Source organism: Burkholderia sp. KJ006 (assembly GCF_000262695.1).
Lineage (GTDB): Bacteria > Pseudomonadota > Gammaproteobacteria > Burkholderiales > Burkholderiaceae > Burkholderia > Burkholderia vietnamiensis.
The window spans coordinates 257,082-283,098 of record NC_017920.1 but is presented as its reverse complement, the minus strand read 5'-3'; the positions used below and the strand labels follow the sequence as shown (position 1 = coordinate 283,098).

18 protein-coding genes, 2 tRNA genes and 3 rRNA genes are annotated in these 26,017 nt (G+C 64.1%); 14 read left to right on the top strand and 9 right to left on the bottom strand.

Annotation, left to right across the window (positions count from 1 at the left end; all coding sequences use genetic code 11):
* Positions 1-7 precede the first annotated feature (7 nt).
* The 6 genes from rrf to MYA_RS01215 all read right to left on the bottom strand — a co-directional run bounded on the left by rrf (position 8) and on the right by MYA_RS01215 (position 7,050).
* A 5S ribosomal RNA gene (gene rrf, locus MYA_RS01240) occupies positions 8-120 on the bottom strand.
* A gap of 154 nt (positions 121-274) precedes the next feature.
* A 23S ribosomal RNA gene (locus MYA_RS01235) occupies positions 275-3,156 on the bottom strand.
* Positions 3,157-3,440: 284 nt separating this feature from the next.
* Positions 3,441-3,516: transfer RNA gene (locus MYA_RS01230), tRNA-Ala, on the bottom strand.
* A gap of 38 nt (positions 3,517-3,554) precedes the next feature.
* Positions 3,555-3,631: transfer RNA gene (locus MYA_RS01225), tRNA-Ile, on the bottom strand.
* 64 nt (positions 3,632-3,695) lie between these two features.
* Positions 3,696-5,228: ribosomal RNA gene (locus MYA_RS01220) — 16S ribosomal RNA — on the bottom strand.
* Together the 16S, 23S and 5S rRNA genes with 2 tRNA genes alongside form the textbook arrangement of a ribosomal RNA operon.
* Positions 5,229-5,787: 559 nt before the next feature.
* On the bottom strand, positions 5,788-7,050 hold the full coding sequence (locus MYA_RS01215) for an SGNH/GDSL hydrolase family protein (protein WP_014722278.1): 1,263 nt from the start codon (positions 7,048-7,050) through the stop codon (positions 5,788-5,790).
* Positions 7,051-7,253: 203 nt separating this feature from the next.
* Here MYA_RS01215 and paaA point away from each other — a divergent pair, with 203 nt between their 5' ends.
* From paaA to MYA_RS01175, 8 genes are all read left to right on the top strand, one after another.
* Positions 7,254-8,252: a 1,2-phenylacetyl-CoA epoxidase subunit PaaA gene (gene paaA / locus MYA_RS01210; protein WP_011882993.1), complete on the top strand. Its 999-nt coding sequence runs from the start codon at positions 7,254-7,256 to the stop codon at positions 8,250-8,252.
* 35 nt (positions 8,253-8,287) lie between these two features.
* On the top strand, positions 8,288-8,572 hold the full coding sequence (paaB, locus tag MYA_RS01205; protein WP_006752453.1) for a 1,2-phenylacetyl-CoA epoxidase subunit PaaB: 285 nt from the start codon (positions 8,288-8,290) through the stop codon (positions 8,570-8,572).
* A gap of 10 nt (positions 8,573-8,582) precedes the next feature.
* The gene (gene paaC / locus MYA_RS01200; protein ID WP_011882992.1) at positions 8,583-9,386 is read left to right on the top strand and encodes a 1,2-phenylacetyl-CoA epoxidase subunit PaaC; all 804 of its coding nucleotides are present in this window, start codon (positions 8,583-8,585) and stop codon (positions 9,384-9,386) included.
* A 34-nt stretch (positions 9,387-9,420) separates the two neighbouring features.
* On the top strand, positions 9,421-9,990 hold the full coding sequence (gene paaD, locus MYA_RS01195) for a 1,2-phenylacetyl-CoA epoxidase subunit PaaD (protein ID WP_011882991.1): 570 nt from the start codon (positions 9,421-9,423) through the stop codon (positions 9,988-9,990).
* Between the two features lie 2 nt (positions 9,991-9,992).
* The gene (gene paaE / locus MYA_RS01190; RefSeq protein WP_014722277.1) at positions 9,993-11,081 is read left to right on the top strand and encodes a 1,2-phenylacetyl-CoA epoxidase subunit PaaE; all 1,089 of its coding nucleotides are present in this window, start codon (positions 9,993-9,995) and stop codon (positions 11,079-11,081) included.
* 129 nt (positions 11,082-11,210) lie between these two features.
* Complete coding sequence (locus tag MYA_RS01185; RefSeq protein WP_041493734.1) at positions 11,211-12,026, top strand: DUF1835 domain-containing protein; 816 nt, start codon at positions 11,211-11,213, stop codon at positions 12,024-12,026.
* A gap of 41 nt (positions 12,027-12,067) precedes the next feature.
* Complete coding sequence (locus MYA_RS01180) at positions 12,068-12,673, top strand: TetR/AcrR family transcriptional regulator (RefSeq protein WP_011882988.1); 606 nt, start codon at positions 12,068-12,070, stop codon at positions 12,671-12,673.
* 234 nt (positions 12,674-12,907) lie between these two features.
* Complete coding sequence (locus MYA_RS01175; protein WP_011882987.1) at positions 12,908-13,555, top strand: GNAT family N-acetyltransferase; 648 nt, start codon at positions 12,908-12,910, stop codon at positions 13,553-13,555.
* A gap of 67 nt (positions 13,556-13,622) precedes the next feature.
* On the opposite strand, the gene MYA_RS01170 is transcribed toward MYA_RS01175, so the two are convergent.
* Positions 13,623-14,147: an Lrp/AsnC family transcriptional regulator gene (locus tag MYA_RS01170; RefSeq protein ID WP_011882986.1), complete on the bottom strand. Its 525-nt coding sequence runs from the start codon at positions 14,145-14,147 to the stop codon at positions 13,623-13,625.
* A 213-nt stretch (positions 14,148-14,360) separates the two neighbouring features.
* On the opposite strand from MYA_RS01170, the gene hppD reads away from it, so the two are divergent.
* Complete coding sequence (gene hppD, locus MYA_RS01165; protein ID WP_041493933.1) at positions 14,361-15,458, top strand: 4-hydroxyphenylpyruvate dioxygenase; 1,098 nt, start codon at positions 14,361-14,363, stop codon at positions 15,456-15,458.
* Positions 15,459-15,569: 111 nt separating this feature from the next.
* Here hppD and MYA_RS01160 read toward each other — a convergent pair whose 3' ends face one another.
* Positions 15,570-15,761, bottom strand: a complete 192-nt coding sequence (locus MYA_RS01160; protein WP_014722271.1) for a hypothetical protein — start codon at positions 15,759-15,761, stop codon at positions 15,570-15,572.
* Positions 15,762-16,080: 319 nt separating this feature from the next.
* Here MYA_RS01160 and MYA_RS01155 point away from each other — a divergent pair, with 319 nt between their 5' ends.
* On the top strand, positions 16,081-19,671 hold the full coding sequence (locus tag MYA_RS01155; protein WP_014722270.1) for an indolepyruvate ferredoxin oxidoreductase family protein: 3,591 nt from the start codon (positions 16,081-16,083) through the stop codon (positions 19,669-19,671).
* Between the two features lie 144 nt (positions 19,672-19,815).
* Here MYA_RS01155 and MYA_RS01150 read toward each other — a convergent pair whose 3' ends face one another.
* Positions 19,816-22,086, bottom strand: coding sequence for an NADP-dependent malic enzyme (locus MYA_RS01150; RefSeq protein ID WP_011882982.1), 2,271 nt, complete (start codon positions 22,084-22,086; stop codon positions 19,816-19,818).
* A gap of 457 nt (positions 22,087-22,543) precedes the next feature.
* On the opposite strand from MYA_RS01150, the gene MYA_RS01145 reads away from it, so the two are divergent.
* The 4 genes from MYA_RS01145 (at position 22,544) to argC (ending at position 25,966) form a co-directional block, all read left to right on the top strand.
* Positions 22,544-23,230: an orotate phosphoribosyltransferase gene (locus MYA_RS01145; RefSeq protein WP_006752465.1), complete on the top strand. Its 687-nt coding sequence runs from the start codon at positions 22,544-22,546 to the stop codon at positions 23,228-23,230.
* Positions 23,231-23,473: 243 nt separating this feature from the next.
* Entirely contained in the window at positions 23,474-24,079 is a 606-nt protein-coding gene (locus tag MYA_RS01140; RefSeq protein WP_041493733.1) for a YbhB/YbcL family Raf kinase inhibitor-like protein, read from the top strand.
* Between the two features lie 196 nt (positions 24,080-24,275).
* The gene (locus tag MYA_RS01135) at positions 24,276-24,848 is read left to right on the top strand and encodes a flavodoxin family protein (protein ID WP_014722268.1); all 573 of its coding nucleotides are present in this window, start codon (positions 24,276-24,278) and stop codon (positions 24,846-24,848) included.
* A 167-nt stretch (positions 24,849-25,015) separates the two neighbouring features.
* Complete coding sequence (gene argC, locus MYA_RS01130) at positions 25,016-25,966, top strand: N-acetyl-gamma-glutamyl-phosphate reductase (protein ID WP_014722267.1); 951 nt, start codon at positions 25,016-25,018, stop codon at positions 25,964-25,966.
* The last annotated feature ends 51 nt before the right edge of the window (positions 25,967-26,017 follow it).

The following is a 26,017-nucleotide window of genomic DNA, read 5'->3' as shown; positions in this document are numbered from 1 at the left end:
TAGGGGAGCCTGACGATTACCTACTTTCACACGGGAATCCGCACTATCATCGGCGTAGAGTCGTTTCACGGTCCTGTTCGGGATGGGAAGGGGTGGGACCGACTCGCTATGGTCATCAGGCAAAGAGGGTTGTTCTGCTGGCGCGGCCAACAGAACCAATCTGGGAAGAAGCAGTAATTTAGGTTGTGTGTATCACACACGAGAATCCAACATGTCGCTCTGGATCGCGGCCAGTGCTTTCGCACGGCGCCGATCTACAAGGCAGACTTGTTATAGGATCAAGCCTTACGGGCAATTAGTATCAGTTAGCTGAACGCATTACTGCGCTTACACACCTGACCTATCAACGTCCTGGTCTCGAACGACCCTTCAAGGGGATCTAGTCCCCAGGGATATCTCATCTTAAGGCGAGTTTCCCGCTTAGATGCTTTCAGCGGTTATCTCTTCCGAACATAGCTACCCGGCGATGCCACTGGCGTGACAACCGGTACACCAGAGGTTCGTCCACTCCGGTCCTCTCGTACTAGGAGCAGCCCCCTTCAAATATCCAACGCCCACGGCAGATAGGGACCAAACTGTCTCACGACGTTTTAAACCCAGCTCACGTACCTCTTTAAATGGCGAACAGCCATACCCTTGGGACCGGCTACAGCCCCAGGATGAGATGAGCCGACATCGAGGTGCCAAACACCGCCGTCGATATGAACTCTTGGGCGGTATCAGCCTGTTATCCCCAGAGTACCTTTTATCCGTTGAGCGATGGCCCTTCCATACAGAACCACCGGATCACTATGACCTGCTTTCGCACCTGCTCGACTTGTCGGTCTCGCAGTTAAGCACGCTTATGCCATTGCACTATCAGCACGATTTCCGACCGTACCTAGCGTACCTTCGTACTCCTCCGTTACGCTTTGGGAGGAGACCGCCCCAGTCAAACTGCCTACCATGCACTGTCCCCGACCCGGATCACGGGCCAAGGTTAGAACCTCAAACAAACCAGGGTGGTATTTCAAGGACGGCTCCACCGAAACTAGCGTTCCGGTTTCATAGCCTCCCACCTATCCTACACAGATCGGTTCAAAGTCCAATGCAAAGCTACAGTAAAGGTTCATGGGGTCTTTCCGTCTAGCCGCGGGTAGATTGCATCATCACAAACACTTCAACTTCGCTGAGTCTCGGGAGGAGACAGTGTGGCCATCGTTACGCCATTCGTGCAGGTCGGAACTTACCCGACAAGGAATTTCGCTACCTTAGGACCGTTATAGTTACGGCCGCCGTTTACCGGGACTTCAATCAAGAGCTTGCACCCCATCATTTAATCTTCCGGCACCGGGCAGGCGTCACACCCTATACGTCCACTTTCGTGTTTGCAGAGTGCTGTGTTTTTATTAAACAGTCGCAGCCACCAGTTTATTGCAACCCCTTCACCCTCCTGGCGCAGGCCAGTCAAGCTACAAGGGCGTACCTTATCCCGAAGTTACGGTACCAATTTGCCGAGTTCCTTCTCCCGAGTTCTCTCAAGCGCCTTAGAATACTCATCTCGCCCACCTGTGTCGGTTTGCGGTACGGTCATCGTTAGACTGAAGCTTAGAGGCTTTTCTTGGAACCACTTCCAATTGCTTCGCTCCCGAAGGAGCTCGCGCCACACCCTTGAATTACGCACCCGGATTTGCCTAAGTGCCTTCTCCAATGCAGCGACCGGGACTTCCAACACCCGGACAACCTTCCGCGATCCGTCCCCCCATCGCATCTAACAATGGTGCAGGAATATTGACCTGCTTCCCATCAGCTACGCATTTCTGCCTCGCCTTAGGGGCCGACTCACCCTACGCCGATGAACGTTGCGTAGGAAACCTTGGGCTTACGGCGAGGGGGCCTTTCACCCCCTTTATCGCTACTCATGTCAGCATTCGCACTTCCGATACCTCCAGCACCCTTTACAAGGCACCTTCGCAGGCTTACGGAACGCTCTCCTACCATGCGAGCAAAGCTCGCATCCGCAGCTTCGGTATATAGCTTAGCCCCGTTACATCTTCCGCGCAGGACGACTCGATCAGTGAGCTATTACGCTTTCTTTAAAGGGTGGCTGCTTCTAAGCCAACCTCCTGACTGTTTTAGCCTTCCCACTTCGTTTCCCACTTAGCTATATTTGGGGACCTTAGCTGGCGGTCTGGGTTGTTTCCCTCTTGACACCGGACGTTAGCACCCGATGTCTGTCTCCCGTGATTGCACTCTTCGGTATTCGGAGTTTGCTATGGCGGGGTAATCTGCAATAGACCCCCCAACCATGACAGTGCTCTACCCCCGAAGGTGAGACACGAGGCACTACCTAAATAGTTTTCGGAGAGAACCAGCTATTTCCAGGTTTGTTTAGCCTTTCACCCCTATCCACAGCTCATCCCCTAACTTTTCAACGTTAGTGGGTTCGGACCTCCAGTACGTGTTACCGCACCTTCATCCTGGCCATGGATAGATCACCTGGTTTCGGGTCTACGCCCAGCAACTGAACGCCCTATTCGGACTCGCTTTCGCTACGCCTGCCCTATACGGTTAAGCTTGCTACTGAACGTAAGTCGCTGACCCATTATACAAAAGGTACGCCGTCACCCCTTGCGAGGCTCCGACTGTTTGTATGCATGCGGTTTCAGGATCTATTTCACTCCCCTCCCGGGGTTCTTTTCGCCTTTCCCTCACGGTACTGGTTCACTATCGGTCGATCACGAGTATTTAGCCTTGGAGGATGGTCCCCCCATCTTCAGACAGGATTTCACGTGTCCCGCCCTACTTGTCGCACACCTAGTTCTTTCATACTGTTTTCGCCTACAGGGCTATCACCTGCTATGGCCGCACTTTCCAGAGCGTTCGGCTAACAATACAAATAAAGAGTGCAAGGCTCATCCCATTTCGCTCGCCACTACTTTGGGAATCTCGGTTGATTTCTTTTCCTGCGGTTACTTAGATGTTTCAGTTCACCGCGTTCGCTTCTCTGGACCTATGTATTCAGTCCAGGATGACCCAAAAGGGCCGGGTTTCCCCATTCGGACATCTACGGATCAAAGCTCGTTTGCCAGCTCCCCGTAGCTTTTCGCAGGCTACCGCGTCCTTCATCGCCTGTGATCGCCAAGGCATCCACCACATGCACTTGTTCGCTTGACCCTATAACGAGTCTGTCTCATCGACAGTCGCTACAGGTTGAGTTCTCGCGTTGTGCCGTATTCCAATTGAGCCGAACATGAAGTTCGAATCATCTTGAGATACATCGATACAATCACAACCCGGATAGTTTTCACGTCCATCTCAAGACGCTTCCGCTATCCAAATTACTTACTTCTTCCAGATTGTTAAAGAACGACAGCCGATATGGTGTTACTCATATCACTCTGACTGGCTCAATCGCCAATGACAAAAGCTCGACGCGTCGAACGCTTGTCATTGAGGATTGGTGGAGGCAGACGGGATCGAACCGACGACCCCCTGCTTGCAAAGCAGGTGCTCTCCCAGCTGAGCTATGCCCCCATGAGTACAGATGCCTCAGGGTGTTACCGCCAGACAAATGGTGGGTCTGGTTGGATTCGAACCAACGACCCCCGCCTTATCAAGACGGTGCTCTAACCGACTGAGCTACAGACCCCTGAGTCTGTCTTTAAATTTACAGCCGATAAGCGTGAGCGCTCAATTTTGCGAGATAGCTCTGGAAAGGAGGTGATCCAGCCGCACCTTCCGATACGGCTACCTTGTTACGACTTCACCCCAGTCATGAATCCTACCGTGGTGACCGTCCTCCTTGCGGTTAGACTAGCCACTTCTGGTAAAACCCACTCCCATGGTGTGACGGGCGGTGTGTACAAGACCCGGGAACGTATTCACCGCGGCATGCTGATCCGCGATTACTAGCGATTCCAGCTTCATGCACTCGAGTTGCAGAGTGCAATCCGGACTACGATCGGTTTTCTGGGATTAGCTCCCCCTCGCGGGTTGGCAACCCTCTGTTCCGACCATTGTATGACGTGTGAAGCCCTACCCATAAGGGCCATGAGGACTTGACGTCATCCCCACCTTCCTCCGGTTTGTCACCGGCAGTCTCCTTAGAGTGCTCTTGCGTAGCAACTAAGGACAAGGGTTGCGCTCGTTGCGGGACTTAACCCAACATCTCACGACACGAGCTGACGACAGCCATGCAGCACCTGTGCGCCGGTTCTCTTTCGAGCACTCCCGAATCTCTTCAGGATTCCGACCATGTCAAGGGTAGGTAAGGTTTTTCGCGTTGCATCGAATTAATCCACATCATCCACCGCTTGTGCGGGTCCCCGTCAATTCCTTTGAGTTTTAATCTTGCGACCGTACTCCCCAGGCGGTCAACTTCACGCGTTAGCTACGTTACTAAGGAAATGAATCCCCAACAACTAGTTGACATCGTTTAGGGCGTGGACTACCAGGGTATCTAATCCTGTTTGCTCCCCACGCTTTCGTGCATGAGCGTCAGTATTGGCCCAGGGGGCTGCCTTCGCCATCGGTATTCCTCCACATCTCTACGCATTTCACTGCTACACGTGGAATTCTACCCCCCTCTGCCATACTCTAGCCTGCCAGTCACCAATGCAGTTCCCAGGTTGAGCCCGGGGATTTCACATCGGTCTTAGCAAACCGCCTGCGCACGCTTTACGCCCAGTAATTCCGATTAACGCTTGCACCCTACGTATTACCGCGGCTGCTGGCACGTAGTTAGCCGGTGCTTATTCTTCCGGTACCGTCATCCCCCGACTGTATTAGAGCCAAGGATTTCTTTCCGGACAAAAGTGCTTTACAACCCGAAGGCCTTCTTCACACACGCGGCATTGCTGGATCAGGCTTTCGCCCATTGTCCAAAATTCCCCACTGCTGCCTCCCGTAGGAGTCTGGGCCGTGTCTCAGTCCCAGTGTGGCTGGTCGTCCTCTCAGACCAGCTACTGATCGTCGCCTTGGTAGGCCTTTACCCCACCAACTAGCTAATCAGCCATCGGCCAACCCTATAGCGCGAGGCCCGAAGGTCCCCCGCTTTCATCCATAGATCGTATGCGGTATTAATCCGGCTTTCGCCGGGCTATCCCCCACTACAGGACATGTTCCGATGTATTACTCACCCGTTCGCCACTCGCCACCAGGTGCAAGCACCCGTGCTGCCGTTCGACTTGCATGTGTAAGGCATGCCGCCAGCGTTCAATCTGAGCCAGGATCAAACTCTTCAGTTTAAACCTGTTACTGTTTTCGGTTCCGTTAAGAACCGGTCGCTCACTCAAAGCTGACAGGTATATGAATCTCTTCATAAACCTGACTTACTTTAGTGTGAGACTCTTGATACTTTCGCTTTCTGACCCGAAGATCAGCTCGCTTCCATCAAGCGCCCACACTTATCGGCTGTTAATTTTTAAAGAGCATTTCTGCGAGGAACTTCGTGTTTCTCAGCAGCGCTGCGTTTTCAGCAGCAGAGAAACGAGATTATGAACCGCCCTTCTTCACTCGTCAACAACTTTTTGAACTGCTTCGTTGTGACGGTGAGGGGTTCAGCTTCGTGTGCCTTCGGGTCACTACAACCACCCCAACCGCACCGCTTCCCTTCTTCTCCCGCGCCGCGTTTCCGGTAGCGCGAAAGAGGCGTGATTCTATGCACCCGCCCCTCGCAATGCAACCCCTTTTGTGAAAATATTTTGAAAAAGCCCCGCACGCTGCCGCGTGCGGGGCTCAGGCTAGACCGGCAATACCTCCGCGCCGCGTCGTTCTCTATATATAGATAGAGTAAGTGCAGGCAACTCAGTTACCGCGCACCGCCACCCGCAGTTGCTCCAACGGCACGGCGTCGGCCATCGCCGTGTAGCCGGCGTCGCTCGGATGAATCCCGTCGCCGCTGTCATAGCGGCGCTGCAGCACGCTCGGGCGCGCCGGGTCGCGCAGCGCCGCATCGAAGTCCACCACGCCGTCGAACCCGCCGCCGCTGCGGATCCACCGGTTCACCTCCAGCCGGGTCGCCTCGCGCGCGGCCGGCAGCGCGGCCGGCGTCAGCGTCGCGCCGAAAACCTTCACGCCCCGGCGATGCGCGGCGTCGATCAACCGCCGATATCCGTCGATCAACGACGCGGCCGTAACCTGCGTGTGCGGGCTGTCACAGTCGAGCCCCGCACGCGCCGGCATCGCCGCGAAGTTGATGTCGTTGATGCCGATCAGCACGATCGCTGCCTTCACGCCCGAGCGCGACAGCGCATCGCGCTCGTACCGTGCCGCCAGCGACGTGCCGTAGCACGCGGAATCGCTCAGCAACCGGTTGCCGCTGATGCCGAGATTCACGACGCCGACCGAATCCGAGCCCGCAGCCGCCAGCCTGCGCGCGAGCGCATCCGGCCAGCGGTGGTTGCGGTTCAGGCTCGAGCGCAGCCCGTCGGTAATCGAATCGCCGATCGCCGCGACGCTGGCCCGTGCGGAGCCGTCCTCGACGGCCAGTTCCGTCACCCACGCGTACTGCGTGAAGCGGGTTCGGAACGCGCGAGCGTCGGCGTCGGTTACGTAGTCGCCGGGCGACGACACGTAGTTGACCTGGTTCGACACCCGGTGCCACACCGTCATCCGCTGGCGCGCGCCCATCTGCAAACTGATCGCATACGGTCGCCCGGACGTCACGTCGATAGTCACCGGATCGCTTTCGAGTTCCTGGCCCGGCGCGAGCGTCACCGCCGCCCGTCCGCCGAAGCGCACCGCGGCTGCACCACCCGCAAGCGCCGCACCGTCGCCCGCCGGCGCCAGGCTCGCCGCGTCGATCTGGAGCGGCGCATGCCCGTACGCGTTGCTCACGCGGATTCGCGCGGCCCGCCCCGATACCGTCGGGTAGACGATCTGCCGGACCGTACGACCGGCCACGTCCGGCGCGCGGTAGAGCGGCGGCGGCGCAGCGAGGTCGGGGATCGGCTGCAACGCGGTCGCCCACGCGGCAACCCATCCGCCCGGTGCGGCGGACGCCGCAACCGGCGACAGGAATACGGACGCGCCCACCAGCGCCGCGACGAAACCACTTCGAAATGACATCGGCGAAATCCTCTTCGGAAAGCGGGAATTGTGCCGCAGAACCGGCTCCCGTCACGCAGCGCACCATAAATCGGACGCAATCCCCTCTCGCCGCGACACCTGTCGTTTACCCGCATCTCGCCGTGAATCCATGCAAAATATATTAACCGACCGGTCGGTTGGTTTATACTTTGCGCACAATCAACCGGACGAGAATCTCCGCCATGTACACGCAATCCCTCGACATCCCCGGCAACGTCGCGCCGCTCGACGCCGCAGCCGAGTCACCCGAGCAAGCGCGGTTCGACGCGGTCATGGCCGCGGACGGCAAGGTCGAACCGCAGGACTGGATGCCCGACGCCTATCGCAAGACGCTGATCCGGCAAATCTCGCAGCATGCGCACTCGGAAGTCGTCGGCATGCTGCCGGAAGGCAACTGGATCTCGCGCGCGCCGAGCCTGAAGCGCAAGGCGATCCTGCTCGCGAAAGTACAGGACGAAGCCGGCCACGGCCTTTATCTATATAGCGCGGTCGAAACGCTCGGCGTGTCGCGCGAATCGCTGATCGACGCGCTGCACGCCGGCAAGGCGAAATATTCGAGCATCTTCAACTACCCGACGCCGACCTGGGCCGACGTCGGCGTGATCGGCTGGCTCGTCGACGGCGCCGCGATCATGAACCAGATTCCGCTGTGCCGCTGCACCTACGGCCCGTATGCGCGCGCCATGATCCGCGTGTGCAAGGAGGAATCGTTCCATCAGCGGCAGGGCTTCGATGCCCTGCTGTCGATGATGAAGGGCACCGACGCGCAGCGCGCGATGGTTCAGCAGGCGGTGGACCGCTGGTGGTGGCCGGTGCTGATGATGTTCGGCCCGAGCGATGCCGATTCGGTCCACAGCAACCAGTCCGCGAAGTGGGGCATCAAGCGGATCTCGAACGACGACCTGCGGCAGAAGTTCGTCGACGCGACCGTCGAGCAGGCCAAGGTGCTCGGCGTCACGCTGCCCGACCCCGACCTCAAGTGGAACGACGCGCGCGGCCACTACGACTACGGCGCGATCGACTGGGATGAATTCTGGCGCGTCGTCAACGGCGACGGCCCGTGCAACAAGGAACGCCTCGCGACCCGCGTGAAGGCGCACGCGGACGGCGCATGGGTGCGCGAAGCCGCGCTCGCGCACGAAGCGAAGCGCCGCGCCCGCGCCGAACAGCACGCCGCCTGAGCGGCACCATCGAATACAGGATTCAGGAGAGAGTGATGAACAAGGAATGGCCGATCTGGGAAGTGTTCGTGCGCAGCAAGCAGGGGCTCGACCACAAGCATTGCGGCAGCCTGCACGCGGCAGACGCGTCGATGGCGCTGCGCATGGCGCGCGACGTCTACACGCGCCGCCAGGAAGGCGTGAGCATCTGGGTGGTGCCGTCGTCGGCCATCACCGCGTCGGATCCGGCCGAAAAGGCCGAGCTGTTCGAACCGGCGGGCGACAAGATCTACCGCCATCCGACGTTCTACACGCTGCCCGACGAAGTCAACCACATGTAACGCCCGCGCCATGACGATCACGCCCGAACACCTCTCCTACGTGCTGCGCCTCGCGGACAATGCGCTGATCCTCGGTCAGCGCAACGCCGAATGGTGCGGCCACGGCCCGATCCTCGAGGAAGACATCGCGCTCACCAACATGAGTCTCGACCTGATCGGCCAGGCCCGCATGCTGTACACGCACGCAGCCGAGCTCGAGCGCCAGCTCAACGGCGCGGCGAAGACGGAGGACGATTACGCGTACTTCCGCACCGAACGCGAGTTCGCGAACTTCACGCTCGTCGAGCTGCCGCACTACGGCCCGCTCGCCGGCACCGCGCACGCCGACAAGGACTACGCGGTGACGATCGTGCGCAACTTCCTCTACACGACGCTGATGCTGCACGTGTGGACCGCGCTCGAAACCTCGACGGACGCGCAACTCGCGGCGATCGCCGCGAAATCGGTGAAGGAGACGCGCTATCACGTGCAGCACGCGCGCGAATGGCTGGTGCGCCTCGGCGACGGCACCGACGAATCGCATCGCCGCGCCCAGGCCGCGCTCGACTATCTGCTGCCGTACACGCGCGAGTTCTTCGTCGCGGACGCGATCGACGCCGCCGCCGTCGCCCAGGGCCTCGGCCCGGCCGCGGCCGCGCTCGAGACCGCGTGGCGCGCGGACGTGGACGATACGCTCGCCGAAGCGACGCTCGTGCCGCCCGCGCCCGTGCAGCACGTGACGACCGGCAAGCACGGCGAGCACTCGGAGCACATGGGCTACCTGCTCGCCGAAATGCAGAGCCTCGCGCGCCAGCATCCCGGCGCGAGCTGGTAAGCGGCCGCCGCGACCCACCGAACGGAGCCCGACGATGTCCGCCCAGACTGCCGCCCCCGCCCATGCCGACGCCGCGCCCGCCGCGCAGCGCGACGATCCGTTGCTCGCACGCGCGTGGGACGTGCTCGAGGCCGTGCCCGATCCCGAAATCCCGGTCGTATCGATTCGCGAGCTCGGCATCCTGCGCGACGTCCGCCGCGCGCACGATGGCCTGCTCGAGGTCGTGATCACGCCGACCTACTCGGGCTGCCCGGCGATGTCGCAAATCGCCGAGGACATCGCGGCCGCGCTGCAGGCGGCCGGCCTGCCGCCGCACCGGATCGAGACGGTGCTCGCGCCCGCCTGGACGACCGACTGGATCACGCAGGAAGCGCGCGACAAGCTGCGCGCGTACGGCATTGCGCCGCCCGTCGGCCAGTGCGGCAGCGCCGCGCCGCGCGAGCAGGTCGTGCGCTTCGTGCCGCGTCCCGTCGCAGCGCCCGTGTGCCCGCGCTGCGGCTCCGCGCGCACCGAACGACTCGCGCAATTTGCGTCCACGGCCTGCAAGGCGCTGTATCGCTGCGTCGACTGCCGCGAACCCTTCGACTACTTCAAACCTTACTGATCATGGCGACCCCGCAATTCCACCCGCTGCGTATCCGCGACGTGCGCCCCGAAACCGCCGACGCCGTCACCGTCTCCTTCGACGTGCCGCCCGAGCTGCGCGACGCGTACCGCTTCACGCAGGGCCAGTTCGTCACGCTGAAGACGCACATCGACGGCGAGGAAACACGCCGTTCGTATTCGATCTGCGTCGGCACGACCGACTACGACCGCGACGGCGAACTGCGCATCGGCATCAAGCGGGTGCGCGGCGGCCGCTTCTCGAACTTCGCGTTCGACACGCTGAAGCCGGGCCAGACGATCGACGTGATGACGCCGGACGGCCGCTTCTTCACGCACCTGAACGCCGACCACGGCAAGCAGTACGTCGCGTTCTCGGGCGGCTCCGGCATCACGCCGGTGCTGGCCATCGTGAAGACCACGCTCGAGCTCGAGCCGCGCAGCACGTTCACGCTGATCTACGGCAACCGCAGCGTCGACGCGATCATGTTCGCGGAAGAGCTGGAGGACCTGAAGAACCGCTTCATGAACCGCTTCGTGCTGTATCACGTGTTGTCGGACGATCAGCAGGACGTCGAGCTGTTCAACGGCGTGCTCGACCAGGCGAAATGCGCGCAATTCCTCGCGACGCTGATGCCGGCCGACGCGATCGACGAAGCGTTCATCTGCGGCCCCGCACCGATGATGGATGCGGCCGAGGCCGCGCTGAAGGCCGCCGGCGTGTCGCCGGAGAAGGTGCACGTCGAGCGCTTCGGCACGCCGCTGCCGCAAGCCGGCGCGCCGGTCGTCGAGATCACCGAGCAGACGCCGGCCGCGGACCTCGAAATCGTCCTCGACGGCAAGAAGCGCAAGCTGCGCTTGCCGTACGAAGGCGTGAGCCTTCTCGACGTGGGGCTGCGCGCGGGCCTCGCGCTGCCGTACGCGTGCAAGGGCGGCGTGTGCTGCACGTGCCGCGCGAAGGTGGTCGAAGGCGAGGTGCGGATGGACAAGAACTACACGCTCGACGAGCGCGAAGTGAAGGACGGCTTCGTGCTGACGTGCCAGTGTCATCCGGTCAGCGACAAGGTCGTCGTGAGTTTCGACGAGCGTTGAGCGGCGTCGCACCGGCGCGCCGCGCCGGTTTCTCGCCGTCACACATCTCGCTTACACTAGGGGCCGCCGGCCGGTCGGACGTCGCAACGTCCGGCCGGCCGGCGGTTTTCTTTTGTTGACCACAGGCCGATGAGTACCATTCACGTGATTCAAGGCGGCAGCGCCGCCGAGTCGCTGCGCGACGCGCTCGCGCAAGCGGGACGCGACGAGCTCGTCGTCGGATTGCTCGACGATCTCGCGGTCGGCCCCTTGCAGGGCGTCGACGAGACGCCGGACACGCGCGCCGCGTTCTGGCAGCACGTGCTAGGCGACCAGATTCCCGACTGGCACGCGCAGATCGAAGCCGAGCTGGCCCGGCTCGACGCGCTCGCGGCGGACTCCGGCCAGGTGGTCGTCTGGCATGCGCCGAGCGTCGGCGACAAGCTGCTGCTGCGCCGCGTCGCCTATCATCTGCGCAACGTGCCGCAGCGGCTGAACGAAGTGCGGATGTCACCGGCCGATCTCGATGCACCGGCCCGCGCGGCGCTGACGCGCACCGATCAGGCGTGCGCGACCGGGATGTTCCCGCCGGCGGCGTTCGCCCGCAAACGCCCGGTGGCCGCGCCGATCTCGGTGCTGCGCATCGGCCGGCTCGCGCTCGAATGGCAGGAGGCGAAGCACCTGAACGCGGAATTGCGCTACTGGGTCAGCAACACGATCAAGAGCGGGCACTACACCGACCTCGACGCGCTGATCCTCGCGCATGCCGAAGCCGGCTGGCAACCCGCGCGGCGGCTCGTCGGCAGCGTCATGGCCGGCGCCGACCGCGGCGGGCTGTTCGTCAGCGATTCGATCGCGTGGTGGCGCTGCCGCGAACTGGCGGCAGCGGGCCGCCTCGAGCTGCAGGACGACGCGCCGGCCGCCCTCTCTTCCACGCAGGTGCGCGCGGCAGCCGCCGCCCGCTAACGTCCTGCATCTCCCTCTTTCGTCCCCTTTCGCATTCCACCATGGCCCGTACCCGAGCGCCCGACCACGAATCCCAGCGCGAACAGATCCTCGATCTCGCCGCCGAGAAATTTGCGCAGACGAGCTATCCGAGCACGTCGATGTCCGATCTGGCGACCGCGAGCGGCACGTCGAAGGCCCGCCTCTATCACTACTACGAGAGCAAGGAAGCGATCCTGTTCGACCTGCTCGACCGCTACACGAAGCGGCTGATGCTGATCATCGCCGAGGTCGAAGGCGCGAGCCAGCGGCGCGGGCTCAGCGAGCGCGACGCGTTCGCCGAGCTCGTGCGCGCGTTCCTCGCCGAGTATGAGACGTCGCACAGCCGCCACGTGGCGCTGCTCAACGACGTCAAGTATCTGGAGGACGCACAGCGCGAAATCGTGCTCGATCGCCAGCGCGATATCGTCGCGGCGTTCGCGCGCCAGCTCGCACGCGCGTATCCCGACCGGATCTCGAAGGAAAACCAGACGTCGGTCACGATGATGGTGTTCGGGATGATCAACTGGACCTTCACGTGGCTGAAGCCCGGCGGCCGCCTGGGCTACCGCGACTTCGCCGAACAGGTGATCGACCTGATGGAGCGCGGGCTGTCCGGCACGGCATGATTGCCGCGCAGCAGCATGCGTTGCGCGGCCGTCACACTGCGACAGGCGGCCGCGCGTTTCATATGATGAATTTTCAATCCTTTAAAAATCAAATAGATACGCGGTTAGCTAAGCGGATTTAGAATTCCCCCTCGGCACGAACACGGCGAAATACGGGTTTTCCCCAACCCACTCAGGTAGAATGCTGCTGCGTCGCACAAGTCGCTTGTGCAGCTACACACTGAGGAACCCACGATGAACACGCAATCCGACCGCCGTGCCGATGCTGTCGGCAACGCCGGGACTGCGCCGGTTCTCGTCAGGGAACTGGCTTCCAAAGACCGTGAGCGCATGCTCACTCACTTTCTCTCGCTCGACGAAGAGGACCGCCTGCTGCGCTTCGGCCAGATGGTGCCCGACCACGTGATCGAGAACTATGTCCGTACGATCGATTTCGGTCGCGATACCGTATTCGGCGTGTTCGACCATGCGCTCGAACTGATCGGCGTCGGCCATCTGGCGTACCTGCCGGCCGACGGCGACAAGCGCACGGCCGAATTCGGCGTGTCGGTGCTGGAACGCGCGCGGGGTTGCGGCGTCGGCTCGAAGCTGTTCGAGCGCGCGGCGATCCGCAGCCGCAATACCCACGTGACGATGCTGTACATGCATTGCCTGTCGCGCAACGCGACGATGATGCACATCGCGAAGAAATCCGGGATGCGGATCGAATATGCCTACGGCGAAGCCGATGCATATCTGTCGCTGCCGCCGGCCGACCACTCGACGATCCTCGCCGAGATGCTGCAGGAGCAGGCCGCGGTGTTCGACTATGCGCTGAAGCGCCAGGCGCACCGCACGTCGAAGTTCATCGAATCGATGATGCCCGCCGCGCTGACGGCGTAACGCATCGGCCGGTCGCGCCGCCCTGCGGGGCTGCGCGGCCGGCACACTTCCCCACTTCCTCCGCGCGCTAGCGCACCGACCGGATCGGCAACGCGGTCGTCTCCTTGAAGCATTCGAGCGAGAAGCTCGTCTTCACGTCGATCACCGACGGATGGTGCAGCAGATGCTCCTGCACGAAGCGGGAGAAATGCGCCATGTCCTCGACCTGCACACGCAGCAGGTAATCCATGTCACCGGTCATCGCATGGCACGCCACCACTTCCGGCCAGGTCTGCACCGCCGCGCGGAACAGCTCCGCGTGGGTCGCGCCCGCGCGCGCCGACGTCTCGTCGCCGCGGGCCGGCGCCAGGCCGCCGCGCTTCTCGAGCCGCACGCTGACGTACGCGAGCAGGTCGAGCCCGAGCTTCTGCGGGTCGAGCAGCGCGACGTAGCCGGTGATCACCCCGATCTCCTCGAGCCGCCGGATTCGCCGCAGGCACGGGCTCGGCGACAGGTTCACGCGCTCGGCGAGCTCCTGATTCGACAGGCGGCCGTTTTCCTGAAGGATCGCGAGAATCCGCCGATCGATGGCGTCCAATTCGACGAGCGCCATTTTCTGCCCTCCGTTCGTGATATTGAGGCTGGAAATTGCGCCATCGTAGGCACCTGCGATTAAGTTCGCAAGTTTTCGCTCGTGGCTGCCCGCTACACTCTGTCGCAGGTATCGATCGCGTTGTGCGCGCCCGCCGCGCGCGCCGCGTTCGACGTGAACCGGGCCGGCGCCCCGCATCGCCCGGCCGATCGCCAAGCAGACAGGAGACAAGGCATGCAGATTCCCAACTGGGACAACCCCGTCGGCACCGACGGCTTCGAATTCATCGAATACACGGCGCCGGATCCGAAAGCGCTCGGACAGTTGTTCGAGCGGATGGGTTTCACCGCGATCGCGCGCCATCGCCACAAGGACGTGACGGTCTACCGTCAGGGCGACATCAACTTCATCATCAACGCCGAGCCGGATTCGTTCGCGCAGCGCTTCGCGCGCCTGCACGGCCCGTCGATCTGCGCGATCGCGTTCCGCGTGCAGGACGCCGCGAAAGCGTACCGGCACGCGCTCGAACTCGGCGCGTGGGGCTTCGACAACAAGACGGGTCCGATGGAGCTGAACATTCCGGCAATCAAGGGCATCGGCGATTCGCTGATCTATTTCGTCGACCGCTGGCGCGGCAAGAACGGCGCGCAGCCGGGCGCGATCGGCGACATCAGCATCTATGACGTCGACTTCGAGCCGATTCCCGGTGCCAACCCGAACCCGGTCGGCCACGGCCTCACTTATATCGACCACCTGACGCACAACGTGCATCGCGGCCGCATGCAGGAATGGGCGGAATTCTACGAACGCCTGTTCAACTTCCGCGAAGTGCGTTACTTCGACATCGAAGGCAAGGTCACCGGCGTGAAGTCGAAGGCGATGACGTCGCCGTGCGGCAAGATCCGGATCCCGATCAACGAGGAAGGCTCGGACACGGCCGGCCAGATCCAGGAATATTTGGACGCGTACCACGGCGAAGGCATCCAGCACATCGCGCTCGGCACGAACGACATCTACGGCGCCGTCGACGGGCTGCGCGGCAAGGGCGTGAAGCTGCTCGACACGATCGATACGTATTACGAGCTGGTCGATCGTCGCGTGCCGAACCACGGCGAATCGCTGGACGAACTGAAGAAGCGCAAGATCCTGATCGACGGCGCGCGCGACGACCTGCTGCTGCAGATCTTCACCGAGAACCAGATCGGCCCGATCTTCTTCGAGATCATCCAGCGCAAGGGCAATCAGGGCTTCGGCGAAGGCAACTTCAAGGCGTTGTTCGAATCGATCGAGCTCGATCAGATCCGTCGCGGCGTGGTGCAGGACAAAGCCTGACGCACCGGCCTCCTGCCCCGCGGCCGCACAGGAAAAAGGGCGGGAATCTTGCGATTCCCGCCCTTTTGTCGTCTTGCTCCAGCGGCGCGGCCGGACGGCCGCGCGAGCGGATCAACGCGCGTTCGCCTTACGTGCGGCGCGCGCCGCGGCCGGCTGCGCATCGGCGTCCTGCTGCGGCGCGACGTGGCGCAGCTGCGCGCCGACGCTCGCCAGTGCGCTCGCGCCTTGCGCGCGCACCGGGCCGGTCATCGCGAAAAAGGCCGCGGACACGATCAGGAAACTCTGGATATGGCGTGTGTTCATTGCACCTCCTTTAAAACTGCCGGCGCCTCCCCGGTTGCATCGGAGCAAACCGACGCGGCCGGGCACCTCCGGCAGGCCGACAAGATTAACGGCGTTTGCACGAAGATGGGGACGGCTTTACATGCTTTTACATGATGTAACGCAAGGCCGCGTGCAACTTCATTGCCTTGCGGCGGCACGGCCGGCGCTGGGCGGCGGGTTTATCCCAGTGCTACCATCACTTAAAACCGGCCAATATGCCGGCCACTGCCGACACGTTCACAAGACGTCGACGCAATCGAAGCTTTGGTGATCCCAAACTGGGTGGAGGAGACTGTTAATGAATGCCCCGCTAGACGCAGGCCAACGCGCGTCGCTTGAAGCCGCGCTGAAGTCCGTCACGCTTGACGACAAATACACGCTCGAACGCGGCCGCGCGTACATGAGCGGCATCCAGGCGCTCGTCCGGCTGCCGATGCTACAGCAGGAACGCGACCGCGCCGCCGGCCTGAACACGGCCGGCTTCATCTCCGGCTACCGCGGCTCGCCGCTCGGCGGCCTCGACCTCTCGCTCTGGAAGGCCAAGCAGCATCTCGCCGCGCACCAGATCGTGTTCCAGCCCGGCCTGAACGAAGATCTCGCCGCCACCGCCGTGTGGGGCTCCCAGCAGGTGAACCTGTACCCCGGCGCGAAGTACGACGGCGTATTCGGCATGTGGTACGGCAAAGGCCCGGGCGTCGACCGCACCGGCGACGTGTTCAAGCATGCGAACTCGGCCGGCTCGTCCGCGCACGGCGGCGTGCTCGTGCTCGCCGGCGACGATCACGCCGCGAAATCCTCGACGCTCGCGCATCAGTCGGAACACATCTTCAAGGCCTGCGGGCTGCCGGTGCTGTTTCCGTCCAACGTGCAGGAATATCTCGACTTCGGCCTGCACGGCTGGGCGATGAGCCGCTACTCGGGGCTGTGGGTCGCGCTCAAGTGCGTGACGGACGTCGTCGAATCGTCGGCATCGGTCGACATCGACCCGCATCGCACCGACATCGTGCTGCCGACCGACTTCGTGCTGCCGGAAGGCGGCCTGAACATCCGCTGGCCGGACCCGCCGCTCGTGCAGGAAGCGCGGTTGCTCGACTACAAGTGGTACGCGGCGCTCGCGTACGTGCGCGCGAACAAGCTCGATCGGATCGAGATCGACTCGCCGAATGCCCGCTTCGGGATCATGACGGCCGGCAAGGCCCACCTCGACGTGCGTCAGGCGCTGACCGACCTCGGCCTCGACGACGACACCTGCGCGCGGATCGGCATCCGCCTGTACAAGGTCGGCTGTGTGTGGCCGCTCGAAGCGCAGGGCGCGCAGGCGTTCGCGCGCGGCCTCGACGAAATCCTGGTCGTCGAGGAAAAGCGCCAGATCCTCGAATACGCGATCAAGGAAGAGCTGTACAACTGGCCCGACGCGCAGCGCCCGCGCGTGTTCGGCAAGTTCGACGAAAAGGATGGCGCCGGCGGCGAATGGTCGGTGCCGATGGGCAACTGGCTGCTGCCCGCGCATTACGAGCTGTCGCCCGCGATCATCGCGAAGGCGATCGCGACGCGCCTCGACAAGTTCGAGCTGCCGTCCGACGTGCGCGCGCGCATCGCCGCGCGGCTCGCGGTGATCAACGCGAAGGAAATGGCGCTCGCGAAGCCGCACGTGCAGACCGAACGCAAGCCGTGGTTCTGCTCGGGCTGCCCGCACAACACGTCGACCAACGTGCCGGAAGGCTCGCGCGCGATCGCCGGGATCGGCTGCCATTACATGACGGTCTGGATGGACCGCAACACGAGCACCTTCAGCCAGATGGGCGGCGAAGGCGTGCCGTGGATCGGCCAGGCGCCGTTTACCGACGAGAAGCACGTGTTCGCGAACCTCGGCGACGGCACCTACTTCCACTCGGGCCTGCTGGCGGTGCGCGCGGCGATCTCGTCGAAGGCGAACATCACCTACAAGATCCTCTACAACGACGCGGTCGCGATGACGGGCGGCCAGCCGGTCGACGGCGTGCTGACGGTGCCGCAGATCACGCACCAGCTCGCGTCCGAAGGCGCGAAGCGGATCGTGATCGTCACCGACGAGCCGGAAAAGTACGACAGCCAGAAGGCGCTGCTCGCGCCCGGCGTGACGGTCCATCACCGCGACCAGCTCGACGACGTGCAGCGCGAGTTGCGCGAGATCGCAGGCACGACGATCCTGATCTACGACCAGACCTGCGCGACCGAGAAGCGCCGTCGCCGCAAGCGCGGCACGTATCCCGACCCGGCGAAGCGCGTCGTGATCAACGATGCGGTATGCGAAGGCTGCGGCGACTGCTCGGTGAAGTCGAACTGCCTGTCGGTCGAGCCGCTCGAAACGGAATTCGGCACGAAGCGCCAGATCAATCAGTCGAGCTGCAACAAGGATTTCTCCTGTGTGAAGGGGTTCTGCCCGAGCTTCGTCACGGTCGAAGGCGGCCAGCTGAAGAAGCCGAAGGCGGTGGCCGTCGACGGCGGCGCGCTGCCGCCGATCCCGGAGCCGGCGCTGCCGGCGATCGACCGCGCCTACGGCGTGCTCGTGACCGGCGTGGGCGGCACCGGCGTCGTCACGATCGGCGCACTGCTCGGGATGGCCGCGCACCTGGAGAACAAGGGCGTGACCGTGCTCGACGTCACCGGCCTCGCGCAGAAGGGCGGCGCGGTGATGAGCCATGTGCAGATCTCGCATGCGCCGACCGACATCCATGCGACGCGGATCGCGATGGGCGAGGCCGACCTCGTGATCGGCTGCGACGCGATCGTCACGGCCGGCGACGAATGCACGTCGCGGATGCGGCGCGATGCGACGCGCGTCGTCGTGAACAGCGCGCAAACGCCGACCGCCGAGTTCATCAAGAACCCGAACTGGACGTTCCCGGGCTTGTCGGCCGAGAACGACATTCGCGCGGCGGCCGGCGAAGCCGTCGACTTCATCGACGCCAACCGCTTCGCGGTCGCGCTGCTCGGCGATGCGATCTACACGAACCCGTTCGTGCTCGGCTACGCGTGGCAGAAGGGCTGGCTGCCGCTCACGCTGGCGTCGCTCGAACGGGCGATCGAGCTGAACGCGGTGTCGGTCGAGAAGAACCGCGCCGCATTCGACTGGGGCCGCCGCGCGGCGCACGACCTGGCGAGCGTGAAGCAGGCGGCCGCCGGCGCAGCGGGCGCCGCGCAACGCGCCACCGTGATCGCGCTGCACACGAAGAAGGCGGTCGATGCGCTGATCGCGAAGCGCGTGGAGTTCCTCACCGCTTACCAGAACGCCGCATATGCGGCGCGCTATGCGGCCTTCGTCGACAAGGTGCGCGCGGCCGAACGGGCGCTTGCCGACGGCGACGCCGCGCAGGAGCCGCTGACCGAAGCAGTCGCGCGCAACCTGTTCAAGCTGATGGCGTACAAGGACGAATACGAGGTCGCGCGCCTGCAGTCCGATCCGGCGTTCGTCGCGCGTCTGTCGTCGCAGTTCGAAGGCGACTGGAAGCTGAAATTCCACCTCGCGCCGCCGCTGTTCGCGAAGAAGGACGCGCACGGCCATCTCGTGAAGAAGGCGTACGGCCCGTGGATGCTGTCGGCGTTCCGCCTGCTCGCGAAGGCGAAGTTCCTGCGCGGCACCGGCCTCGATCCGTTCGGACGCACCGAGGAGCGCCGCACCGAGCGTGCGCTGATCGGCGAGTACGAGGCGCTGATCGACGAAGTGCTGGGCCGGCTGAACGCGGCCAACCGCCCGCTCGCGCTCGAGCTGGCCGCGCTGCCGGACGGCATCCGCGGGTTCGGCCACGTGAAGGAGAACAACCTGCGCGCGGTGCGCCAGAAGTGGGATGCGCTGCTGGCGAAGTGGCGCTCGCCGGCGGGCGGACAGTCGCACCAGCAGGTCGCGTAACGGCAGGTGGCGGGCGGCGGTCGTGCCGGCCGCCGCCCGCCGTTGCAATAGCGCCGGTTCGCAGCAAAAGCGCGAAAAAAAGCCACGGAACGCAGGTTCCGTGGCTTTTTCCATTGCGCGGCGCGCATAAGCGCGCCGGCGACCTTACTTCGTGTTCGCGTTCGCGGCGGCCACGGCGGTCATGTTGATGATCCGGCGCACGGTCGCAGCCGGCGTCAGGATGTGAACCGGCTTCGCGGCGCCGAGCAGGAACGGGCCGACCGTCACGCCGTCCCCGCCGACCATCTTCAGCAGGTTGTACGCGATGTTCGCCGCTTCGACGTTCGGCATGATCAGCAGGTTCGCTTCGCCCGACAGCGTGGTGCCCGGGAACGCAGCCTTGCGGACCGCTTCGGACAGCGCCGCATCGCCATGCATTTCGCCATCGACCTCGAGGTTCGGCGCACGCTCGTTGATCAGCCGGCGGGCTTCGGCCATCCGGCGCGACGACGCCGACGGCGCGCTGCCGAAGTTCGAGTTCGACAGCAGTGCGGCCTTCGGCGTGATGCCGAAGCGCTCGATCTCGCCGGCCGCCTGGATCGTCATGTCGGCGAGCTGCTCGGCGCTCGGCAGCTCGTTCACGTAGGTGTCGCACATGAACAGGTTGCGGCCCGGCAGCATCAGCAGGTTCATCGCCGCGAAATGCTCGGCGCCCTTCGCACGGCCCAGCACCTGCTCGATGAACTTCAGGTGCGTGTGGAACGTGTCGATCATCCCGCAGATCATCCCGTCCGCGTCGCCCAGATGCACGAGCATCGCGCCGATCAGCGTGTTGAACTTGCGCAGCGCCGCCTTCGCGACTTCCGGCGTCACGCCGTCGCGCGCGCCGATCTCGTGGTACGCCTGCCAGTAGCGCTGGTAGCGCGTATCGTCTTCCGGATTCACGATCTCGAAATCGACGCCGGCCTTCAGCTTCGAGCCGATCTTCTCGAGGCGCATCTCGACGACCGACGGCCGGCCGATGATGACCGGCTTCGCGATCTTCTCGAGCAGCACGAATTGCGCGGCACGCAGCACGCGCTCGTCCTCGCCCTCGGCGAACACGATGCGCGCTTCCTTCTTCTTCGCGGTCGCGAACACCGGACGCATCACCATGCCGGTGCGGTAGACGGTCGTGCCGAGTTGCTCGCGGTAGGCGTCCATGTCCTCGATCGGACGGGTCGCGACGCCCGAATCCATCGCGGCCTGCGCGACGGCCGGCGCGATCTTGATGATCAGGCGCGGGTCGAACGGCTTCGGAATCAGGTATTCCGGCCCGAACTCGAGCGAGTGGCCTTCATATGCCTTCGCGACTTCCTCGCTCTGGTCGGTTTCCTCGGCCAGCTCGGCGATCGCGCGCACGCATGCGAGCTTCATTTCCTCGGTGATCGTCGTCGCGCCGACGTCCAGCGCGCCGCGGAAGATGAACGGGAAGCACAGCACGTTGTTGACCTGGTTCGGATAGTCCGAACGGCCGGTCGCGACGATCGCGTCCGGGCGCACGGCCTTCGCGTCTTCCGGGCGGATTTCCGGCTCCGGGTTCGCCAGTGCGAGGATCAGCGGCCGGTCGCCCATCGTCTTGACCATGTCCTGCTTCAGCACGCCCGCGCTCGAGCAGCCGAGGAACACGTCCGCGCCGACGATCGCATCGGCGAGCGTGCGCGCGTCGGTGGTCGCCGCATAGCGCTGCTTCGACGGATCGAGATTGCCGCGCCCTTCGTAGATCACGCCCTTCGAGTCGGCCACCAGGATGTTCGTCTTCGTCAGGCCGAGCTTCACGAGCAGGTCCAGACACGCGATCGCGGCCGCGCCGGCGCCCGAGCACACGAGTTTCACGTCGGCGAGCTTCTTGCCGACGACCTTCAGGCCGTTCAGGATCGCGGCCGACGCGATGATCGCGGTGCCGTGCTGGTCGTCGTGGAAGACCGGAATCTTCATGCGCTCGCGCAGCTTCTGCTCGATGTAGAAGCATTCGGGCGCCTTGATGTCCTCGAGGTTGATGCCGCCGAGCGTCGGCTCGAGCATCGCGATCGCCTCGACCAGCTTGTCGGGGTCCGATTCGGACAGTTCGATGTCGAACACGTCGATGCCCGCGAACTTCTTGAACAGGCAGCCCTTGCCCTCCATCACCGGCTTGGCGGCCAGCGGGCCGATGTTGCCGAGGCCGAGCACGGCCGTGCCGTTCGTCACGACGCCGACCAGGTTGCCGCGCGACGTGTATTTCTGCGCGTCGAGCGGATCGGCGTGGATCGCCTCGCACGCGGCGGCGACGCCCGGCGAGTAAGCGAGCGACAGATCGAGCTGGTTCGACAGCGGCTTGGTCGGCGTGACCGAAATCTTGCCGGGCTTCGGGTTCAGGTGATAAGCGAGAGCGGCCTGCTTCAGTTGTTCGTCCATGATTGACCTGCGAGAGACATGCGAAATATTGACGGTTCAGTACACAGCACCAGCGGCCGCATCTGCGTGAATCGAAGAGGTAGTCGACTGCGAGACGGCCCGCGGCACGCCCGGTCGGCGCGCCATCGAACCTCGGCGGGTGGCAACGGGAAAGTACAAAGTACTGAACGATTTCCAAGGGGCGACTAGTGTACACCCGCGCATGCGCCGTGTTGGTGCGCCGCCGCATAAGCGCCGTCGACGGACGCGCGATCCGTCCCCGGTTGGTCCGGCGGCGTCGGCCGCCCGCCCGAACCCGCGAATTCCGCCGAAAACCGGCCTGAATCGGGTAAAATAGCGGGCTACGCGCGCAGCGAAACGATCGGTGTTCCGGTCGTGCCCCGGCCCTTCGGGCAGGTTCCCCTTGCTGCGCCATCGGGCGCGCGCCCGCTCTTCGCTCATCACCCAAGGAATGCCCATGACAGGCTACGATCGTCAGTCGATCTCGGATACGACCGCCAAAATCCTGCTGGAAGTGCAGGCGGTGCACTTCAACGCCGAAAAACCGTTCATCTTCACGTCCGGGTGGGCAAGCCCCGTCTACATCGACTGCCGCAAGCTGATTTCGTATCCGCGCGTGCGCCGTGCGCTGATGGAAATGGCGGAAACGACGATCATGCGCGACGTCGGCTTCGAGCAGATCGACTCGGTGGCGGGCGGCGAGACGGCCGGCATCCCGTTCGCGGCATGGCTCGCCGACCGCATGATGGTGCCGATGCAGTACGTGCGCAAGAAGCCGAAGGGCTTCGGCCGCAACGCGCAGATCGAGGGTCATCTGGAAGAAGGCTCGCGCGTGCTGCTGGTGGAAGACCTGACGACCGACAGCCGCAGCAAGATCAACTTCGTCAACGCGCTGCGCACCGCGGGCGCGACGGTGAACCACTGCTTCGTGCTGTTCCACTACAACATCTTCAAGGAAAGCGTGTCGGTCCTGAAGGACATCGACGTCGACCTGCACGCGCTCGCGACCTGGTGGGACGTGCTGCGCGTCGCGAAGGCGTCGGGCTACTTCGAGACCAAGACGCTCGACGAAGTCGAGAAATTCCTGCACGCGCCGGCCGAGTGGTCGGCGGCGCACGGCGGCGCCACGGCCCCGAAGGAATGACGCGACGCCGGCCACGCTGCCGGCGCCCAGGCTGAAACGGCCGCCCGCGACCTCGCGGGCGGTTTTTTTTCGTCCGTCGATCCAGATCAGCATCGGGCCGCGTCCGCGGCCACGGCATGCATCGCGCATCCAACCCTAATGCTAGACTTGCTCCAGCGCCGCCATCGGCTGCGCGCGCAACCACCTACAACGCCAATCACGCCGGGAGCGTCGGCCCGGCTCACGTGACGGGAGCAGCGCCATATGCGTGTGGATCGCCGGATCACCTCACCTGCGCCACCCGGTCGTACGGCTCCGTTCATCGCTACCCTGCTCTGCGCCGCCGCCGCGTTGGCCACGTTCGCCACCGCGCCCGCGCGCGCGGAAGGCCCGTTCACCGTCACGAGCACCGACCTCGCGCCCGGTGGGCGCGTCGGCGCCGCGCAGCTGTTCGACCGCGGCGAATGCAACGGCGAAAACCGCTCGCCGCAGCTCAGCTGGCGCAATCCGCCGCCCGGCACGCGCGGCTACGCGGTGACGATCTTCGATCCCGATGCGCCGGGGCACGGCTGGTGGCACTGGGCCGTCGCCGACCTTCCCGCGACCGTCACGAGCCTGCCGGCCAATGCGAGCGCGTCGGGCTTCCTGCGGCGCATCGGCGCGAGCGAGGCGCGCAACGACTTCGGAACCGACGGCTACGGCGGCCCGTGCCCGCCGCCGGGCAAACCGCACCGCTACGTGATCACCGTGTACGCGCTCAAGGGCACGGACCTGCGCGTGGCCCAAGGGCGCCCCGCGCCGATGTTCGAGCACGAAATCGGCACGCAGACGATCGGCACCGCGCAGCTCACCGTCACCTACGGGCGATGAGCGCAGGCGGGCGTCGCGATCGCTTCGGCGCGCGAACGTGCACGCACCGCGCGCCGTTCTCCCGTCATTTCGGCTTGCTAGACTCCACCGCAGCGGTCGCGGCATCCCGCCGCGCACCCGTCGCGCCGCCCCGCTGCGGCGCGTGACGCGGCAGGCCGCGGCGGCCGCCGTGTCGTCCCCTTCCGGAGAACGCCTCATGTCGAACATCGTCATCGTCTATCACAGCGGCTACGGTCATACGCAGAAACTCGCCGAAGCCGTCCACGCCGGCGCGCAGGACGCCGGCGCGACCGCACGGCTGATCGCAGTCGGCGAGCTCGACGACGCGGGCTGGGCCGCGCTCGACGCGGCGGACGCGATCGTCTTCGGCGCGCCGACCTACATGGGCGGGCCGTCCGCACAGTTCAAACAGTTTGCAGATGCGACGTCGAAACCGTGGTTCACGCAGAAATGGAAGGACAAGCTCGCCGCCGGCTTCACGAACTCGGCGACGATGAACGGCGACAAGTTCTCGACGATTCAATATTTCGTCACGCTGGCGATGCAGCATGGGATGGTATGGGTCGGCACGGGGATGATGCCGGCCAACTCGAAGGCGGCGACCCGCAACGACATCAATTACGTCGGCGGCTTCACGGGCCTGCTGGCGCAGTCGCCGGCCGACGCGACGCCCGACGAGGCGCCGCTGCCCGGCGACCTCGAGACGGCCAAGCTGTTCGGCCAGCGCGTCGCGCAGGCCGCCGTGCGCTGGACGGCCGGCGGCCGCTGAACGCCCGACGCTGGGCAGCGCGGCGGCACGCGCACCACGCGCCAAAGCGACACAAGGCGGCCCGCGGGCCGTCTTTTTTTGGCCGCCGGCGGGCAGGCCCGCCGGCTGACGTCTTAAAATGGCGGTTTCAGGGCGCCGCGGCTCCCGTTTCATTCAGCGAGAACGAAATGAGCACCAAAGTTTTTGTCGACGGCCAGGAAGGCACCACCGGCCTCAAGATCTTCGAATACCTGTCGGCGCGCAACGACATCGAAATCCTGCGCATCGACGAAGCGAAGCGCAAGGACGTCGACGAGCGCCGCCGCCTGATCAATGCATCGGACGTCACGTTCCTGTGCCTGCCGGACGTCGCATCGCGCGAGTCGGCCTCGCTCGTCGAGAACCCGAACACGACGCTGATCGACGCGAGCACCGCGTTCCGCACCAGCGCCGACTGGGCGTACGGCCTGCCCGAGCTGACCCGCACGCAGCGCGACAAGATTCGCAACGCGAAGCGCATCGCGGTGCCGGGCTGCCACGCGTCGGCGTTCGTGCTGGCGATGCGCCCGCTCGTCGATGCCGGCATCGTCGCCCCGAGCTTCGCCGCGCACAGCTACTCGATCACCGGCTACAGCGGCGGCGGCAAGTCGATGATCGCCGACTACGAAAACGCGGCGCCGGGCGGCAAGCTCGCGAGCCCGCGCCCGTATGCGCTCGCGCTCGCGCACAAGCACCTGCCGGAAATGGCCGCGCACACGGGCCTCGCGCACGCGCCGATCTTCACGCCGATCGTCGGGCCGTTCCTGAAGGGCCTCGCGGTCACGACCTACTTCTCGCCGGAGCAGCTCGCGAAGCGCGCGACGCCGCAGGACGTGCAGCGCGTGTTCGCCGAGTACTACGCGGACGAGCCGTTCGTGCGCGTCGCGCCGTTCAACGCCGACGAAAATCTCGACAGCGGCTTCTTCGACGTGCAGGCCAACAACGACACGAACCGCGTCGACCTGTTCGTGTTCGGCAACGAAGAGCGCTTCGTCACGGTCGCCCGCCTGGACAACCTCGGCAAGGGCGCATCGGGCGCCGCGATCCAGTGCATGAACCTCAACATCGGCGCCGCCGAGGACACCGGCCTCAAACGCTGAGCGCGCTTGCACGCGATGCAAAGCCGGCCGCGGGCCGGCTTTTTATTTGCC

Bases quoted from the DNA above. Each gene is read 5' to 3' on its own strand.
- paaB (WP_006752453.1), top strand. From the start codon at position 8,288: ATGAACAAGGAATGGCCGATCTGGGAAGTGTTCGTGCGCAGCAAGCAG.
- MYA_RS01170 (WP_011882986.1), bottom strand. From the start codon at position 14,147: ATGGCGCTCGTCGAATTGGACGCCATCGATCGGCGGATTCTCGCGATC.
- argC (WP_014722267.1), top strand. From the start codon at position 25,016: ATGAGCACCAAAGTTTTTGTCGACGGCCAGGAAGGCACCACCGGCCTC.
- MYA_RS01155 (WP_014722270.1), top strand. From the start codon at position 16,081: ATGAATGCCCCGCTAGACGCAGGCCAACGCGCGTCGCTTGAAGCCGCG.
- MYA_RS01175 (WP_011882987.1), top strand. From the start codon at position 12,908: ATGAACACGCAATCCGACCGCCGTGCCGATGCTGTCGGCAACGCCGGG.
- MYA_RS01215 (WP_014722278.1), bottom strand. From the start codon at position 7,050: ATGTCATTTCGAAGTGGTTTCGTCGCGGCGCTGGTGGGCGCGTCCGTA.
- paaC (WP_011882992.1), top strand. From the start codon at position 8,583: ATGACGATCACGCCCGAACACCTCTCCTACGTGCTGCGCCTCGCGGAC.
- MYA_RS01140 (WP_041493733.1), top strand. From the start codon at position 23,474: ATGCGTGTGGATCGCCGGATCACCTCACCTGCGCCACCCGGTCGTACG.
- MYA_RS01180 (WP_011882988.1), top strand. From the start codon at position 12,068: ATGGCCCGTACCCGAGCGCCCGACCACGAATCCCAGCGCGAACAGATC.
- paaD (WP_011882991.1), top strand. From the start codon at position 9,421: ATGTCCGCCCAGACTGCCGCCCCCGCCCATGCCGACGCCGCGCCCGCC.
- MYA_RS01150 (WP_011882982.1), bottom strand. From the start codon at position 22,086: ATGGACGAACAACTGAAGCAGGCCGCTCTCGCTTATCACCTGAACCCG.
- paaE (WP_014722277.1), top strand. From the start codon at position 9,993: ATGGCGACCCCGCAATTCCACCCGCTGCGTATCCGCGACGTGCGCCCC.
- MYA_RS01160 (WP_014722271.1), bottom strand. From the start codon at position 15,761: ATGAACACACGCCATATCCAGAGTTTCCTGATCGTGTCCGCGGCCTTT.
- MYA_RS01185 (WP_041493734.1), top strand. From the start codon at position 11,211: ATGAGTACCATTCACGTGATTCAAGGCGGCAGCGCCGCCGAGTCGCTG.
- MYA_RS01145 (WP_006752465.1), top strand. From the start codon at position 22,544: ATGACAGGCTACGATCGTCAGTCGATCTCGGATACGACCGCCAAAATC.
- paaA (WP_011882993.1), top strand. From the start codon at position 7,254: ATGTACACGCAATCCCTCGACATCCCCGGCAACGTCGCGCCGCTCGAC.
- hppD (WP_041493933.1), top strand. From the start codon at position 14,361: ATGCAGATTCCCAACTGGGACAACCCCGTCGGCACCGACGGCTTCGAA.
- MYA_RS01135 (WP_014722268.1), top strand. From the start codon at position 24,276: ATGTCGAACATCGTCATCGTCTATCACAGCGGCTACGGTCATACGCAG.